The following is a 16,334-nucleotide window of genomic DNA, read 5'->3' on the forward strand; positions in this document are numbered from 1 at the left end:
CCTTCTTAGGGCAGCGTGGTCGTCATGCTACGTGTTCTGGCCGTCGACGATGAGGTCCCGGCTCTGGAGGAGCTGGCTTACCTGTTGCGGCAGGACGAGCGAATCGAACACGTGACCACGGCCGCCGACGGCGTCACCGCGCTGCAGGACATGGTCCAGATGATCGGCGGGGGCGAGCGGCTCGACGGGGTGTTCCTGGACATCAGGATGCCCGGGCTCGACGGGCTCGACCTGGCCAGGCTCGTGGGCGGGTTCCCCAGCCCGCCCCGGCTGGTGTTCGTCACGGCGCACGAGGACTGCGCGGTGCAGGCGTTCGAGCTGGAGGCCGTCGACTACCTGCTCAAGCCGGTCAGGGCCGAGCGGCTGTCGGAGGCCATCCGCCGGCTGGAGGCCGCCTCCTCGCCGGCCGCCGAACCGGGCCAGGACGACGTGATCCCCGTCGAGCTGGGCGGGCGCACCAGGTTCGTGCCGCAGCAGGCCGTGTGGTTCGCCGAGGCCAAGGGCGACTACGTGCGGCTGCACACGATCGACGGCAGCTACCTGGTGCGCATGTCGCTGGCCGCGCTCGAACGGCGCTGGTCCGAGGCCGGGTTCATCAGGATCCACCGCAGCACGCTGGTCGCCGCGCGGCACGTCAGCGAGCTCAGGTTCGAGGGCGGGCGCGTGACGCTCACCGTCGGCACCGAGACTCTGCAGGTCAGCCGGCGGCACAGCCGTCAGGTGCGCGAACAGCTCGTCCGCCAGCATCGGGACGTGATCCCGTGACCCTCCCGCGCGGCGGGTCACACCCCGCTCCAGGCGCCGGGCGGGCCGGGCCGCACGCCGCTCCGGGCGCCGGGCGGGCCGGGCCGCCCGACGTGCGGGTGCTGGCCGGCCGGCAGTTACGCCGCGCGCTGGTCACCGTGGCGGCCGTGCTCGTGCTGCTGCTGGGCGTGCCGGTGATCGCGGTGTGGGTGCCCGCCCCCGGCGCTTGGGTCGCGCTGTCCATGGCCGTGCAGGTGGCCTGGGTCGCCCTGGCCGTGCTGCAGTTCAAACGCGCGGAGCGGCTGGAACGATGACGGTCGCGGTGCTGACCGGGATCGCCTTCGTGCTGGTGCTGGCCGTCATGGTGGGCGCCGCGAGACCGCACCGCTACCGCGACGTGTCCGAGTTCTACGTGGCGGCCAGGTCCGTGCCGCCGTGGTGGAACGGGGCCGCGATCGCCTCCGAGTTCACCTCGGCGGCGGCCTGCCTGGGCACGGCCGGGCTGATCGCCACGCACGGCGGGCCGATGCTCTGGTATCCGACGGGCGCGGCGGCCGGGTTCGTGATCGTGCTGGCCCTGGTGGTCGCGCCGCTGCGCCGTTCGGGCACGTACACGCTGCCCGACTTCGCCGAATGGCGGCTCGGCTCGGCCGCGCTGCGCCGGTTCGCCACGTGTTTCGTGCTGGTCATCGGGCTGACGTTCCTGATCGCGCAGTTGCACGCGGCCGGGGTGGTGGTCCGGCTGCTGACCGGGCTGCCGCCGTGGATCGGCTGGGCGGGCGTCGCCGCGGCCGGGCTTGCGGTCGCGCTGTCGGGCGGGATGGGCAGCGCGACCAGCGTGCAGGCGGTGCAGTTCTGGCTGAAGCTGGCCGTCTTCCTCGGGGTCGGGCTGGTGTGCTGGTGGCTGGCCGAGCGCGCGCCCGTGGCGTATCTGGGCGGCGGTTACGGCGCCGACGGCTACGGCGCCGGCGGCGACGGGCTGGCCGGGGTCGCGGACACGTCGCTGCCCGGCGTGCTCACCGTGCTGGTGGCCGCCGCGCTGGGCACGATGGGGCTGCCGCACGTGGTCGTGCGCCTCTACACCAATCCCGACGGGCACGGCGCCAGGCGCTCGATCGTGGCCGCGCAGGGCATGCTGGCGGTGTTCTTCGTGGTGCCGCCGCTGTACGGGATCCTCGGGCACGCGCACGTGCCCGGGGCCTCCCCGGACGAGATCGTGCTCCTGCTGCCCGCCAGGATGTTCCCAGGGGCGCTGGGAGAGGCGCTGACCGGGCTGCTGGCCGCCGGGGCGTTCGCCGCGTTCCTGGCGACCACGTGCGGCGTCCTGGTCGCCGTCGGGGGCGCGGTGTCGGCGTGCGTGACACGGGCCGGGGTGGCGTCCTTCCGCGTCTCCGTGGCGGCCGTGATGGCGGCGGCGCTGGCGCTCACCGGCGCCAGTCACCCGCGTGCCTCCGTGGCGCTGGTGCTGCTCGGCTTCAGCCTGTCGGCCGCCACGTTCTGCCCGCTGCTGCTGCTCGGCATCTGGTGGCGGCGGCTGACGGACGTGGCCGTCGCCGGCGGGTTCGCGGTGGGCGGGGGCGTGACCGGTGCGCTTGTGGCGTGCGAACAGGCAGGCGTGAACGTGGGCGTGGCCGCCGCCTACCCGGCGCCGGTCGCCGTCCCGGCCGCGTTTGCCGCGATGGTAGTGATTTCCCTGGTCACACCGGGTCGCAGGCCGTACGGGGTGGGCCGGATGATGGCCAGGATGCACTTGCCCGAGCAATTCGCGGGCCCCCGAACCTACCGCTCGTCGCGCCGCGCCGACCGCTCGTCGATACCGCACTCTCCGTATAACGATGACTACTGACCGTTCAACGAGCTGTCCGTAAACAGGGTTTCGCCCACAAGATCGCGACCGTAGTGTTTCGGCATCGGAAAGCCATCCCGGCGCATCGGGGGGGACGAGCCGCACGGCTCACGCTAGGCCTGATGCGCTGGCTTCACCGGTGACCACGCAGGTCACCACGGCCGGCCGGGCCCTTGACCGGGGGGTTGGGCCCTGCCTGCCGAGTACGTGAAGGGGCGCCTGCTGCGGCCGCGAACCCGGCCCCGCGATCCGGCCTTCGGGGGCGGCCGGATCGCGCGAGCAGGCGCCCCTATCACGGTCTGCGGGCACTTGACCGGGTTCGACGGCTTCCGCCCGGCCAGGGACGCCGGGGTCAGCCGCCCGGCGCTGGGTCAGCCCGACGCGGGCGCCGGCCGCCCGGTGCCGGGTCAGCCGGCCGGGGTGTCGCGGAGCCGCTTGAGCAGCTCGATGTCCTCGCGGTGCTTGTCGGCCTTGCCCGGGGTCTCGATGCAGATCGGCACCCCGGCCACCGCCGGATGCCGCATGAGCTCGCCGAACGCGCGGGCCCCGATCTGGCCGGCGCCGATGTTCTCGTGCCGGTCCTTCTTGGCGCCGCAGGCGTCCTTGGAGTCGTTGGCGTGGATCAGCTTGAGCCGCCCCGGCGCGATCTTGTGCAGCTCGTCGAACGTCTCCTGCACCCCGCCCTCGGCGGCCAGGTCGTGACCGGCGGCGAAGGCGTGGCAGGTGTCGAGGCACACGTTCGCCCGCGGGTGCCAGTCGAGCGCCGCCAGGTACGGCTCCAGGTCCTGGACGGTCGCGCACAACATCGCCCCCTGCCCGGCCATCGGCTCGAGCAGCAGGTCGGGGCCGCCGTCGGGGATCTCGTCGAGCAGCGGCAGCAGGTTCTCGCGCAACTGGCGCAACGCGTCGTCGCGCGACTGCGTGACGGCCGAGCCGGTGTGCACCACGACGCCCTTCGCGCCCGTCTCGACGCCGCGGCGCAGCGTGTGACGGACGATCGCGATCGAGTTGGCCAGCGTCTCCGGGCTGGGCGAGCCGAAGTTGGCCAGGTAGGGGACGTGGATGAAGGCGTCGACGCCGGACTCGGCCAGCAGCGCGTCTTGGTCGGGCTTGCCTTCGACCAGGGCCCAGCCGCGCGGGTTGGTGACGAACACCTGGATCATCTCGGCGCCGATGTCGGCCATGTACTTGAGGCCGCCCTTGGCGAGGCCGCCCGTCACGGACACGTGTCCGCCGATCAGGGATGTTGGGGTCATGATGGTCTCAGTGTAGGCGCACCCGCTGACATCGTGTTTCGCCCGTCGAACAGCCTTCCGCGGGCCGCCGAGAAGCCCGGCTTATCACGCCCGGATACCGCAAAGCTTCCGCCAAACCGGGTGCCGCCGGGTCCGGCTCGGGCACACGGCCACGGAACACGATTCGCACCGACCGGGGGAAGCCATGCGTGCCGTAGCCATCGCCGATTTCGGCGCGGACCCGAAGCTCGTCGACGTGCCCGCGCCCGAGCCGGGCCCGGCCGAGCTGCTGGTACGCCTGCACGCCGCCGCCTACAACCCGGTCGACATGAAGATCGCCCAAGGCGTGCTGAAGGACCGCATGCCGCACCGGTTCCCGCTGGTGCTCGGCCAGGACGGGGCCGGGGTCGTCGAGGCCGTCGGCCCGGACGTCAACGACTTCAAACCCGGCGACCAGGTCTACGGCCGCTTCTCCGACACCGCCCGCGGCCTGGGCAGCTACGCCGAGTACGGCCTGGCCGCCGAGGGCGGCGGGGTGGCGCTGATGCCCGCAGGCATGATCCCGGAGCAGGCGGCGGCGGTGCCGACCGCCACGGCCACCGCCTACGACCTGGTCGAGGCCGCCCGCCTGGACGCGGGCCAGACCGTGCTGATCGTCGGCGCGACCGGCGGCGTCGGCCAGTCCGTCACCCAGCTCGCCGCGCTCAAGGGCGCGAAGGTCATCGCCACCGTCTCGCCCGACAGCACCGAGGTCCTGCGCGACCTGGGCGCCGCGGAGACCGTCGACTACCGCGTGCTCCCGGTCGTCGACCAGGTGCTCGACCGCCACCCCGACGGCATCGACGCGGTCATCGACCTGGTCACCCAGCCCGGCGACGTCGCCGAGATCGTCGAGGTGCTGCGGCCGGGCGGGATCATCTGCAGCACCATCGGCGCGCTCGACCCCGACCGGCTGGCCGAGCGCGAGATCCGCGGCGTGAACGTGATGAACACCCCGGACGCCCAGACGCTCGGCGTGCTCGCCGACCTGATCGACAGCGGCGAGCTGAAAATCCGCATCCAGTCCCAGGTGCCCCTGGACGAGGCCCCCGGCCTGCTCAGGGACCTGGCGGAAGGCGGCGCCAGAGGCAAGACCGTCATCAAGATCGGCTAGTCAGCCCAGGCGCAGGGCCAGGAAGAAGTCCACCCGGTCCTCCAGCCGCGACAGGTCGCGGCCGGTGAGGTCCTGGATGCGCTGGATCCGGTAGCGCAGCGTATTGACGTGCACGTGCAGCAGCTCGGCGCACTTGGTCCAGGAGCCCGAGCACTGCAGGAACGCCTCCAGCGTGCGCACCAGGTCGGCCCGGTGCACCTGGTCGTAGGAGCGCAGCGGGTCGAGCAGGCGCACCGTGAACATGCGCCGGACGTCGTCGGGCACCGAGGCGAGCAGCAGGACGTGGGTGGCCAGCTCGTCGTGGCCGACGACGGCGTCGGGCTCGGCCCGGCCCTCGGCCATCCTGCGGGCGTAGCGGGCCTCCTCGACCGCGCCGCGCAGCCCCTCCACCGGCGACACCCCGCTCACGCCGACCGTCAGCCTGCTGCCGCCCAGCCCGGGGGCCAGGGCGTGCACCGCGGCACGCACCCGGGCGGTCAGGTCGCCGTCGCGGGCGGCCGCGGACTCGTCCTGGTCGGCGGCCGGGGGATGGGCTGTGGACACGGCCGGGGCCGGGACGAGGGCGATGGCCTCGTCCTCGACCACGCCGATGACCAGCGCGGACGGCGTGGCGTGCCGCAGGATCTCCTTGACCACGACGCGCAGCTCGCCCGGCCGCAGCCCGGCGTCGGCCGCGGCGGCGACCGCGACGAACCCCGTCGCGCCGGCCAGCCCGGTGACCTCCAGGCGGGGCAGGATGTCGCTGGGCCGCCCGTCGGTGAGCACCAGCCGCACCAGCTCCTGCGCGATGCGGCCCTCCGGGCTGAGCCGGTCGTCCTGGCGCAGGCGCTCCAGCGCGGCCACCGCCGCCAGCTCCCCGGCCAGCGCCCGCCGTTCCTCCGGCCAGTCGTCGAAGGATCCGGCGAAGGCGACGAACCAGTCGGCCACCCGCGAGGTGGTCTGCTCGTCCACGGGGAACAGCGAGAAACCGGCCCGCGAGCAGGGCAGCCGCTTGGCCGTCAGGAACGAGCGGGCCAGCATCTCGGCGTCCTGCTCGGGCAGCGGGTGCGAGCCGGAGACCAGCCGTCCCGACGGGGTGAGCACCCAGCAGCGCATGCCCAGGTCCCGTCCGATCATCTGGAGCACCGGGTCGAGGCCGGCGCCGGAGACGAGCTGGCGGTGCCGGTCGAGCACGGCCTTGACGTCCGAGGCCCGCGCCCCCGACAGCCGGCGCACGATGTGCTCGGTGACCTCGGCGAACGCCAGCGCCTGCGGCACGTGGAACAGCGGCACCCGGTGCCTGCGGCAGGCGGCGACCAGGTCGGGCGGCAGCTCGCCGGAGTCGGCGTCGCACGCGCCCAGCCCGGACACCCCGGCCTGGGCCAGCGCGGCCACGAACGTGTCGCTGTCGGCCGCCGACTGCCGCCAGATCAGCCCGGTCAGCACCAGCTCGCCGCCCGACAGGTAGCGGCCGGGATCGAGGAGATCGGTGGTCACCACCCAGCGCAGCGGGCGGTCGAGGTCGTCGTGACCGACCACGGTGGACAGGCCCAGCTCCGGCATCTCCAGCAGCGCGTTGAGTCGCATGTCACACCTTTCGGACGTGTGCCCGGAGAGTAACCCACCGATGAACCCGCGGAGAACTTGGAGCATGACACGAAAACTCCAGGCCAACCCGCTGAGCACTTCGGAGTTCTTGCGGATGGACCGGGCACGAGCCGCATGTGTGTACTTCTGACATGCCCAACACGCTCACCGGACTCGCCGCCTTCAACGTGCGGGAACCGGCCGACGCGGAGCAGGAGCTGCTCGCCTGCTGCGCCTCACGCGCCTTCGCCAGGACCGTGGCGTCGCTGCGCCCCTACCGTGACCTCGCCCAGCTCACCGCCGCCGCCGACGCCGCCGTACGCGGGCTGGCCTGGGACGACGTGCTGGAGGCGCTGGCCGCGCACCCGAGGATCGGGGAGCGGGCGAGCGGTGCCGGGCGGGAGTCGGCCTGGTCACGGCAGGAGCAGTCCGGCGTGGCGGACGACCTGCGCGCGGCGCTCGCCGAGGGCAACCGCGCCTACGAGGAGCGGTTCGGCCACGTCTACCTGATCTGCGCCACCGGTCTGACCGGCGGCCAGATGCTCGACCGGCTGCGCGCGCGGCTGGTCGACGACGAGGAGACCGAGCGCCGCACGGTCCGCGACGAGCTGGCCAAGATCACCCGGCTGCGCATGGCCAAGCTGCTCGCCGAGGAGGCCCGATGAGTTTCTCGACCCACGTGCTCGACGCGGTCACCGGCCGGCCCGCGGCCGGCGTGCACGTCCGGCTGGAACACGAAGGACAGGTCGTGGCCGAGGGCCGCACCGACGCCGACGGCCGGATCAAGGGCTGGAACCCCGGCGCCGGCGTGCACCGGGTGGTCTTCGACACCGGCTCCTACCTGACCGAGACGTTCTACCCGGAGGTCGTCATCACCTTCACCGTGCGCGACCCGGCCGAGCACCACCACGTGCCGCTGCTGCTCAGCCCGTTCGCCTACTCCACCTACCGAGGGAGCTAGATGTCCATCATCCTGGGGCCCAACCGCTACGGGAAGGCGGAGACCAGGCTCGTCCGCGTCGTCAGGGACGGCGGCGTCCACCACATCAAGGACGTCAACGTCGGCTCCTCGCTGTCCGGCGACATGGAGGCCGTCCACCTGACCGGCAGCAACGCCAGCGTCCTGCCGACCGACACGCAGAAGAACACCGCCTACGCCTTCGCCAGAAAACACGGGATCGACCAGATCGAGGACTTCGCCCTCTTACTGGCCAGGCACTACGTCGGCTCCCAGCCCGCGATACACCACGCCAGGGTGGAGATCGAGGAGTACTCGTGGAGCCGCATCCCGGTCTCCGGCGACCGGGGGGAGAGCGGCAAACAGCACTCGTTCGTGCGCGACGGCGCCGAGGTGCGCACCTGCGTCGTGCACCACGACAGGGACGGCCGCACCACCGTGGTGTCCGGGCTGACGGACCTGGTGGTGCTGAACTCCACCGGGTCGGAGTTCCACGGCTACATCGTCGACGAGTACACCACGCTGCAGCCGACCACCGACCGCATCCTGGCCACCGCCGTGTCCGCCCAGTGGCGGCACACCGGCGACGACTCCGACTTCGGCCCGTCCTACCGCGAGGTGCGCACGTGCCTGCTGGAGGCGTTCGCCGAGACGCACAGCCTGTCGCTGCAGCAGACCCTGTACGAGATGGGCAAGAGGGTGCTGAACACGCGCGACGAGGTGTGCGAGATCAGGTTCGCGATGCCGAACAAGCATCACTTCCTGGTGGACCTGTCGCCGTTCGGACTCGACAACGACAACGAGGTGTTCCACGCCGCCGACCGTCCCTACGGCCTGATCGAGGGAACGGTGCTGCGGGCGGACGCCCCCGACGCCGGATTCGCCTGGGAGTAGCTGACATGGACTTCTTGCGCCCCACGACGTGGGCGGAGGCGCTGGCCGCCAAGGCGGACCAGCCCGAGGCGGTGCCCATCCAGGGTGGCACCGACGTGATGGTGGAGATCAACTTCGACGTGCGCAGGCCCCCGGCGCTGCTCGACCTGAACCAGGTCGCCGAGCTGCGCGAGTGGAGTCTGGACGACGGGGTGTACCGGGTCGGCGCGGGCGTGCCGTACGTGCGGATCATCGAGGAGCTGGGCGGCGCGCTGCCCGGGCTCGCGCAGGCCGCGCGCACGGTCGGCTCGCCGCAGATCCGCAACCGCGGCTCGGTCGGCGGCAACCTGGGCGCGGCCTCGCCGGCCGGGGACAGCCACCCGCCGCTGCTGGCCGGCGACGCGGTGATCGAGGTGGAGTCGCGCGACGGCGGGGTCAGGATGATCCCGGCGGCCGAGTTCTACCTGGGCGTCAAGCGCAGCGCGCTGCGCCCGGACGAGCTGATCCGCGCCTTCCACCTGAAGCCCGCCGCGGGACCCCAGTACTTCTCCAAGGTCGGCACCCGCAACGCGATGGTGATCGCGGTGTGCTCGTTCGCGATCGCGCTGCACCCGGACGAGCGGCGGGTCGGCACCGGCATCGGCTCGGCCGCGCCCACCCCGCGCCGCGCCCTGGAGGCCGAGCGGTTCCTGGCCGCCGAGCTCGACTGGGCGGCCCCGCTCGACCCCGCGCTGCTCAAGCGGTTCGGCGACCTGTGCGCCCGGGCCGCCGCGCCGATCGACGACGTGCGCGGCACCGCGGACTACCGCCTGCACGCCATCGGCGTGATGGCCCGCCGCACGCTCACCTGGGCGTGGAACGACTACCTGGGAAGGAGGGCCGCCTGATGCGTGTCACCTTCACCGTCAACGGCCGCGAAGAGGCCGTGGACGACGTGTGGGAGGGCGAGAGCCTGCTGTACGTGCTGCGCGAACGAGTCGGGCTGCCCGGCTCCAAGAACGCCTGCGAGCAGGGCGAATGCGGCTCCTGCACGGTGTATCTCGACGGCGCCCCGGTCTGCTCCTGCCTGGTCGCGGCCGGCCAGGCCGAGGGCCGCCAGGTGCGTACCGTGGAAGGGCTGGCCGCCGGCGACCGGCTCGACCCGGTGCAGGAGGCGTTCGTCGAGTGCGGCGCCGTCCAGTGCGGCTTCTGCACGCCGGGGCTGGTGGTGCAGGCCCACGACCTGATCGAACGGGTCGAGCAGCCGTCCGACGCGGAGATCCGCGAGGCGCTGGCGGGCAACCTGTGCCGGTGCACCGGCTACGAGAAGATCCTCGACGCGGTCCGGCTCGCCGCCGCGCGGAAGGCAGCGGTCCAGTGACTCTCCTGATCGACAACGTGTACGTCGCGCCGGTGTCGGGCCCGGAGATCGAGTCCGGGCACCTCAGGATCGACGGGGACCGCATCACCCAGGTCGCCCCCGGCCCGGCGCCGGACGTCCCCGGCGCCACCAGGATCGACGGCACCGGCTGCCTGGCCACCCCCGGCCTGGTCAACACCCACCACCACCTGTACCAGTGGGCCTCACAGGGGCTGGCCCAGGACGCGACCCTGTTCGAGTGGCTGGTCTCGCTCTACCAGGTGTGGTCGGCCATGGACGCCGAGGTCGTGCACGGCGCCGCCGCGGCCGGGCTCGGCTACCTGGCGCTGTCCGGCTGCACCACCTCCAGCGACCACCACTACGTCTTCCCCAAGGGCCGCGGCGACCTGTTCGCCGCCGAGATCGAGGCCGCCCGCGAGCTGGGCATCCGCTTCCACCCGGCGCGCGGCTCGATGGACCGGGGCCGGTCGCGCGGCGGGCTGCCGCCGGACGTCGTGGTCGAGGACCTCGACGAGATCCTGGCCGCCACCGCCGAGGCCGTGGACGCCTACCACGACCCGTCGTTCTCCTCCAAGCTGCGCGTCGCGGTCGCGCCGTGCTCGCCGTTCTCGGCCAGCGCCGAGCTGATGGTCCAGGCCGCCGAGCTGGCCAGGGCCAAGGGCGTGCGCCTGCACACCCACCTGGCCGAGACGCTGGACGAGGACGAGCACTGCCTGGAGCAGTTCGGCCTGCGCCCGGTCGACTACATGGAGAAGCTCGGCTGGCTCGGCCCGGACGTCTGGTTCGCGCACACCGTGCACCTCAGCGACCACGACATCGACAGGTTCGCAGAGACCGGCACCGGCTCGGCGCACTGCCCGAGCTCCAACGGCCGGCTCGGCGCCGGCATCGCCCGCGTGTCGGAGATGCTGCGCCGGGGCGCGAACGTCGGGCTCGGCGTGGACGGCAACGCCTCCTCCGAGCTGACCCCGCTGGCCGGCGAGATGCGCCAGGCGCTGCTGTTCCAGCGGGCCAGGTACGGCCCCACCGCGCTGACCGCCAGACAGGCGCTGGAGCTGGCCACGCTCGGCGGCGCGCGCAACCTGGGCAGGCAGGACGAACTGGGCACGCTGGAGCCGGGCAAGCTCGCCGACGTCGCCCTGTGGCGGGTGGACGGCGCGTTCACCTCCGCCGTGACCGACCCGGTCTGCGCCCTAGTTTTCGGCCCCCAGCCGCCGCTGGCCCGCCTGCTGGTCGGCGGCGAGACCGTGGTCGCCGACGACGAGCTCAAGACCGTCTCGCAGGATGCCTCGGGCCGGGCCGGGGCCGAGGCGCACCGCCGGCTCCTGCGGCTGGCCGAGGAGCAGGGATTCACCGCTCGCAAGGAGGTTCACTGACCCATGTCCACCCCCCTTCGCGCGCCTCACGTGATCGCCGCCCCCGGAACCGGGGGAGTGGGCGAGAGCACGCTGAGACCCGACGGCACGCTCAAGGTCAAGGGCGAGTTCGCCTACTCCTCCGACCTGTGGATCGACGGCATGTTGTGGGGCGCGACCCTGCGCAGCCCGCATCCACGGGCGCGCATCGTGGCCATCGACACCGCGCCGGCGCTGGCGTACCCGGGCGTGCACGCCGTGCTCACCCACGAGGACGTGCCCGGGCGCAAGCACTACGGTGAGGACCACACCTGGGACCAGCCGGTGCTGGCCATCGGCGAGGTGCGGCACCAGGGCGAGCCGATCGCGCTGGTCGCCGCCGACCACCCCGAGACCGCCAGGCGCGCGCTGGAGCGGATCGCGATCGAGTGGGAGGTGCTCGAACCGCTCACCGACGCCCGCCGCGCCGCCTTCGACCCCGACTACCCGCAGGTTCAGGACCTGCCGAACCCGGCGCGCCACCAGCCGGTACGCGTCGGCGACGTCGCCGCGGCCCGGGCCGAGGCCGAGATCGTGGTCAGCGGCTCGTACTCGGTCGGCATCCAGGACCAGGCGTTCCTCGGCCCCGAGTCCGGGCTGGCGGTGCCCGGCGAGGACGGCGGCGTCGACCTGTACGTGGCCACCCAGTGGATGCACAACGACCTCTCCCAGATCGGCCCCTGCCTGGGCCTGGACGAGTCGAAGATCCGCATGACGCTGTCCGGCGTCGGCGGCGCGTTCGGCGGCCGCGAGGACCTGTCGGTGCAGATCCACGCCGCCATGCTGGCCCTGCGCACCGGCAAGCCGGTCAAGATGGTCTACAACCGGCACGAGTCGTTCTTCGGCCACGTGCACCGGCACCCGGCCGAGATGCACTACGAGTACGGCGCCACCCGCGACGGCCGGCTGCTCTACGCCGACGTGGAGATCCTGCTCGACGGCGGCGCCTACACCTCCTCCACCCGCAACGTGGTCGGCAACGCGGCCTCGCTCGCCGTCGGACCGTACGTGATCCCGAACATCGAGATCGACGCGTACGGCGTCTACACCAACAACCCGCCCTGCGGCGCGATGCGCGGTTTCGGCGCGGTGCAGGCGTGCTTCGCGCACGAGTCGATGATGGACAGGCTGGCCGCCGCGTGCGGGCTCGACCCGGTGACGATCCGGCAGATCAACGCGGTCGAGCAGGGCTCGGCGCTGGCCAACGGTCAGGTGCTGTGGGCGCCGCTGCCCATGGCCGACATGCTGCGGCAGGCGCGCGAGCTGCCCATGCCGCCCGAGCAGGACTTCGCCGACATCCGCGAGCTGCCGGGCGGCGCGTCCCAGACGACGCACGGCGAGGGCGTGCGGCGCGGCGTCGGGTACGGCGTCGGGCTGAAGAACATCTGCTTCTCCGAGGGCGCCGACGACTACTCGACCTGCCGGGTCCGCCTGGAGGTGATCGGCGGGGCGGCCACCGCGCTGGTGCACACCGCCGCCGCCGAGGTCGGCCAGGGACTGGTGACCATCGAGGCCCAGATCGCTCGCACCGAGCTCGGAATCGAGCGCGTGGTCATCCATCCGGCCGACCTCCAGGTGGGCGACTCGGGGTCGAGTTCGGCCTCGCGGCAGTCGTACATGACGGGTGGCGCGGTCAAGACGGCCTGCGAGGCGGTGCGCGAGCGGGTCTTCGCGCTGGCCGCCGAGCGGTTCGGCCGCGCCTACGACGACCTGTCGCTGGCCGGCGGGAAGGTCGTCTCGGAGTCGGCCGGCGTGCTGGCCGCCATCGAGGACGTGCTCGGCGCCGAGGTCGTGGAGGAGACCAGGGAGTTCCACCACCACCCCACCACCGGGATGGACCCGGTCACCGGCCGGGGCGACTCCCACACCCAGCTCGCGCTGTGCGTGCACCGGGCCGTCGTGGACGTGGACGTCGACCTGGGGCTCGTCAAGGTGGTCGAGCTGGCCGCTGTCCAAGATGTCGGTAAAATCCTGAATCGGCTCTCGCTCGAGGGCCAGATTCATGGTGGCACCGCCCAGGGCCTCGGCCTGGCGGTGATGGAGGAGATCGTGGTCAGCGACGGCAAGGTACGCAACCCGTCGTTCACCGACTACCTGATCCCCACCATCCTCGACATGCCGCCCATGCGACTGGAAATCCTCGAGAACGCCGACCCCAGGGCCCCATACGGCCTGCGCGGCGCCGGAGAGCCACCCACACTCTCCTCCACCCCGGCCGTCGTCGCGGCGATCCGCGACGCCACGGGGCTCGCACTCAGCAGAGTGCCGGTCCGCCCGGAACACATCGCGGGCGGCGCCGTGACGGAGTGACCACACTCCGGGTGAGTTGATCAACAGGGGCAGCCCGCACCCCCCATTCAGCGGGAGAGACTCCACAACCCCACCCTGGCGCCGGGCGTTCACGCCCTGACGCGGGTCGACCATGCCCTTGGAGGGCCCGACCATGACCCAACTCCAGACGAAACCGGCAGGAGACGGCCCCACGGCCGGCGGCTCCCTGCTCGACCGCCTCTTCGACCTGTCGGGGCGGGGCAGCACGGTGAGCAGGGAGGTGCGCGGCGGCATCACCACGTTCTTCGCGGTCGCCTACATCATCCTGCTCATCCCGATCATCCTCAGCGGCGCCAAGGACGTCACCGGCGCCTCGCTCACCATCCCGCAGCTCACCACCGCCGTCACCCTGTCGGCCGCGCTCACCACCATCCTCATGGGGCTGGTCGGCAACGCGCCGTTCGCGCTGGCCTCCGGGCTCGGCGTCGCGCCGGTGGTCGCCTTCCAGGCCGCCCCGCACATGACCTGGGACCAGGCCATGGGCCTGGTGGTGCTCGAAGGCGTGGTCATCGTGATCTTCGCCCTGACCGGCATCAGGCAGCTCATCATGGACGCCATCCCCACCCCGATCAAACACGCGATCGGCGTCGGCATCGGCATGTTCATCGCGCTGATCGGCCTGGTGGACGCCGGGTTCGTGAGCAAGGGCGCGGGCACCCCGCTCACCCTCGGCGCCGGCGGGCACCTGTCCGGCTGGCCGATCGTGGTCTTCTGCGCCGGCCTGCTCGTGATGTTCGCGCTGTACGTGCTGCGCGTGCCCGGCGCCATTCTCATCAGCATCGTCCTGGCCACGGTGGCCGCCATCGCGATCAACGCCGCCGTGGACGGGCTCAAATGGGGCGTCGTCACCCCGACCATGCCCGAGAACATCGTCGCCACCCCCGACTTCGGGCTGCTGTTCGACGTGGACCTGTTCGGCGGCTTCGGCTCGGCCGGCGTGCTGACCGCCACCGTGGTGCTGTTCACGCTGGTGCTGTCCGGCTTCTTCGACGCGATGGGCACCATCATCGGCGTCGGCGAGGAGGCCGGGCTGGCCGACTCACAGGGCCGCATCAAGGGCATCGGCAAGATCCTCACCATCGACGGCCTGGGCGCGATCGTCGGCGGCGGCACCGGGGCCTCGGCGAACACGGTGGTCGTGGAGTCGGCCGCCGGAGTTGGGGAGGGCGCTCGCACCGGCCTCGCCAGCATCGTCACCGGCCTGCTGTTCGGCGGCGCGATGTTCCTGACGCCGCTGGCCGCGACCGTCCCCGCGCAGGCGGCCGCGCCCGCGCTGGTGCTCGTCGGCGCGCTGATGATGACCGCCGCCCGCAAGATCGAATGGGACGACCTGGACCTCGCCATCCCGGCGTTCCTGACCATCGCCCTGATGCCGTTCACCTACTCGATCACCAACGGCGTCGGCGCCGGCATCGTCGCCTACGTCGTGGTCAAGGCGGCACGCAGGCGGTTCACCGAGATCCACTGGCTGCTCTGGGTGATCGCGGCGATCTTCGTGGCCTACTTCGGCATCGGATTCATCGAGGGGCTGTTCACCTGATCGTCAGGTGACGGAAGGAGCGGGCATGCGTGAGCTCGTGGACGACCTGCGGGCCTGGATCGAGGAGGGGTGCGACTTCGCCGTCGCCTCGGTTGTCGGGGTGGGCGGCAGCGCGCCGCGTCAGCCGGGCGCGGCGCTGGCCGTGTCCGCCGACGGCACCGCCGTCGGCAGCGTCTCCGGCGGCTGCGTCGAAGGCGCGGTCTACGAGCTGTGCCTGCGCGCGATCGAGGAGCGCCGGCCGCTGCGCCAGAGCTTCGGCTACAGCGACTCCGACGCCTTCGCCGTGGGCCTGACCTGCGGCGGGACGATCGACGTGCTGGTCTGGCCGGTGGTCGGCGCGACCGGCGGCGCGCTGCCCGCCTTTCTCGGCGCGCTGGCTCGCGACGAGCCGGCCGCCCTGGTCAGGCCGCTCACCCCGGGCGCCGCGCCCGGCGCCCTGGCCGTCTTCCCGGACGGGCACCCGGGCTTCCCGGACGGGCACACCGGCTTCGCGGACGGGCACACGGGCGGCCTGGGCGGTGGCGGCGGGCTCGACCGGGTGGCCGTGGCCGAGGCCCGGGCCATGCTCGACGCCGGGCTGACCGGCGTACGCGAGATCTGCCACGGCGACGTGCGCGCCGAGGTGTTCGTCGAGACCTGCGCGCCGCCGCCGGCCATGCTCGTCTTCGGCGCCATCGACTTCGCCGCCGCGCTCACCCGGGTGGGCCGGCTGCTCGGCTACCACGTCACCGTGTGCGACGCCCGTCCGGTGTTCGCCACCCGGCGGCGCTTCCCCGACGCCCACGAGGTCGTCGTGGACTGGCCGCACCGTTTCCTGGAGCGGACCACGGTGGACGCCCGCACGGTGATCGCGGTGCTCACCCACGACGCCAAGTTCGACGTGCCGCTGCTGCGGGTGGCGCTGCGCACGCCGGCCGGCTACATCGGGGCGATGGGCTCGCGGCGCACCCACGACGACCGGCTGCGGCGGCTGCGCGAGGCCGGGACGAGCGAGGCGGAGCTGGGCCGGCTGCGCTCACCCATCGGGCTCGACCTCGGCGCGCGCACCCCGGAGGAGACGGCGCTGTCGATCGCCGCCGAGATCGTCGCCACCAGGCGCGGCGGCACCGGCCTGCCTCTGACCACCCGCACCGGCCCCATCCACACCTCCCACGCCGCCTGACCCCCTCCCGAGCGCGGGCTCCGCGGTGTGCGGGGCCCGCGCCCGGGAAGGACGGGCGCTCACAGCAACCGGCGGAGTTCGGCCACGCCTTCCTCCTCCAGCGCGACCGCCTCCGCCGCCAGCTCGGCCAGCCGCCCGAGCAGCCCGCCCGCCTCGCCGCCCGCCGATGCCC

At 72.8% G+C, this 16,334-nt stretch carries 15 protein-coding genes; 13 read left to right on the forward strand and 2 right to left on the reverse strand.

The genetic code is table 11. The features are described 5' to 3' along the window. Positions 1-24: 24 nt before the first annotated feature. From HII36_RS29065 to HII36_RS29075, 3 genes are read left to right on the forward strand one after another with little or no spacing between them, the layout of a single operon-like run. Positions 25-765 carry a LytR/AlgR family response regulator transcription factor gene (locus tag HII36_RS29065; protein ID WP_173526455.1) on the forward strand — a complete coding sequence of 247 codons (741 nt, stop codon included), beginning with the start codon at positions 25-27 and terminating at the stop codon, positions 763-765. Then, on the forward strand, positions 762-1,058 hold the full coding sequence (locus HII36_RS29070) for a hypothetical protein (protein WP_173526456.1): 297 nt from the start codon (positions 762-764) through the stop codon (positions 1,056-1,058). Before HII36_RS29065 ends, HII36_RS29070 begins: the two co-directional genes overlap by 4 nt. Next, positions 1,055-2,590, forward strand: coding sequence for a sodium:solute symporter family transporter (locus tag HII36_RS29075; protein ID WP_173526457.1), 1,536 nt, complete (start codon positions 1,055-1,057; stop codon positions 2,588-2,590). Before HII36_RS29070 ends, HII36_RS29075 begins: the two co-directional genes overlap by 4 nt. A 407-nt stretch (positions 2,591-2,997) precedes the next feature. On the opposite strand, the gene HII36_RS29080 is transcribed toward HII36_RS29075, so the two are convergent. Beyond that, on the reverse strand, positions 2,998-3,846 hold the full coding sequence (locus tag HII36_RS29080; protein WP_173526458.1) for a deoxyribonuclease IV: 849 nt from the start codon (positions 3,844-3,846) through the stop codon (positions 2,998-3,000). Between the two features lie 184 nt (positions 3,847-4,030). Between HII36_RS29080 and HII36_RS29085 the strand changes: the two genes are divergently transcribed. Further along, a complete protein-coding gene (locus tag HII36_RS29085) occupies positions 4,031-4,978 on the forward strand; it encodes an NADP-dependent oxidoreductase (protein WP_173526459.1) in 948 nt (315 codons plus the stop codon). Here HII36_RS29085 and HII36_RS29090 read toward each other — a convergent pair whose 3' ends face one another. After that, positions 4,979-6,544, reverse strand: a complete 1,566-nt coding sequence (locus HII36_RS29090) for a PucR family transcriptional regulator (protein ID WP_173526460.1) — start codon at positions 6,542-6,544, stop codon at positions 4,979-4,981. It lies immediately after the preceding gene. A gap of 152 nt (positions 6,545-6,696) precedes the next feature. Here HII36_RS29090 and uraD point away from each other — a divergent pair, with 152 nt between their 5' ends. The 9 genes from uraD (at position 6,697) to HII36_RS29135 (ending at position 16,162) form a co-directional block, all read left to right on the forward strand. Then, on the forward strand, positions 6,697-7,209 hold the full coding sequence (uraD, locus tag HII36_RS29095) for a 2-oxo-4-hydroxy-4-carboxy-5-ureidoimidazoline decarboxylase (protein ID WP_173526461.1): 513 nt from the start codon (positions 6,697-6,699) through the stop codon (positions 7,207-7,209). Then, complete coding sequence (gene uraH, locus HII36_RS29100) at positions 7,206-7,505, forward strand: hydroxyisourate hydrolase (protein WP_173526462.1); 300 nt, start codon at positions 7,206-7,208, stop codon at positions 7,503-7,505. The genes uraD and uraH overlap by 4 nt, the downstream gene beginning before the upstream one ends. After that, positions 7,506-8,396: a factor-independent urate hydroxylase gene (gene pucL, locus HII36_RS29105; RefSeq protein WP_173526463.1), complete on the forward strand. Its 891-nt coding sequence runs from the start codon at positions 7,506-7,508 to the stop codon at positions 8,394-8,396. 5 nt (positions 8,397-8,401) lie between these two features. Beyond that, the gene (locus tag HII36_RS29110; RefSeq protein WP_173526464.1) at positions 8,402-9,262 is read left to right on the forward strand and encodes an FAD binding domain-containing protein; all 861 of its coding nucleotides are present in this window, start codon (positions 8,402-8,404) and stop codon (positions 9,260-9,262) included. Continuing rightward, on the forward strand, positions 9,262-9,735 hold the full coding sequence (locus tag HII36_RS29115) for a (2Fe-2S)-binding protein (RefSeq protein WP_173526465.1): 474 nt from the start codon (positions 9,262-9,264) through the stop codon (positions 9,733-9,735). Before HII36_RS29110 ends, HII36_RS29115 begins: the two co-directional genes overlap by 1 nt. Then, positions 9,732-11,111: an 8-oxoguanine deaminase gene (locus tag HII36_RS29120; protein ID WP_173526466.1), complete on the forward strand. Its 1,380-nt coding sequence runs from the start codon at positions 9,732-9,734 to the stop codon at positions 11,109-11,111. The genes HII36_RS29115 and HII36_RS29120 overlap by 4 nt, the downstream gene beginning before the upstream one ends. A gap of 3 nt (positions 11,112-11,114) precedes the next feature. Next, the gene (locus HII36_RS29125) at positions 11,115-13,439 is read left to right on the forward strand and encodes a xanthine dehydrogenase family protein molybdopterin-binding subunit (RefSeq protein ID WP_173526467.1); all 2,325 of its coding nucleotides are present in this window, start codon (positions 11,115-11,117) and stop codon (positions 13,437-13,439) included. A gap of 133 nt (positions 13,440-13,572) precedes the next feature. After that, the gene (locus HII36_RS29130; RefSeq protein ID WP_173526468.1) at positions 13,573-15,000 is read left to right on the forward strand and encodes an NCS2 family permease; all 1,428 of its coding nucleotides are present in this window, start codon (positions 13,573-13,575) and stop codon (positions 14,998-15,000) included. Positions 15,001-15,025: 25 nt separating this feature from the next. Beyond that, complete coding sequence (locus HII36_RS29135) at positions 15,026-16,162, forward strand: XdhC family protein (RefSeq protein ID WP_173526469.1); 1,137 nt, start codon at positions 15,026-15,028, stop codon at positions 16,160-16,162. The last annotated feature ends 172 nt before the right edge of the window (positions 16,163-16,334 follow it).

It is taken from the genome of Nonomuraea antri, from assembly GCF_013283785.1.
In the GTDB taxonomy this organism is placed as follows: domain Bacteria; phylum Actinomycetota; class Actinomycetes; order Streptosporangiales; family Streptosporangiaceae; genus Nonomuraea; species Nonomuraea antri.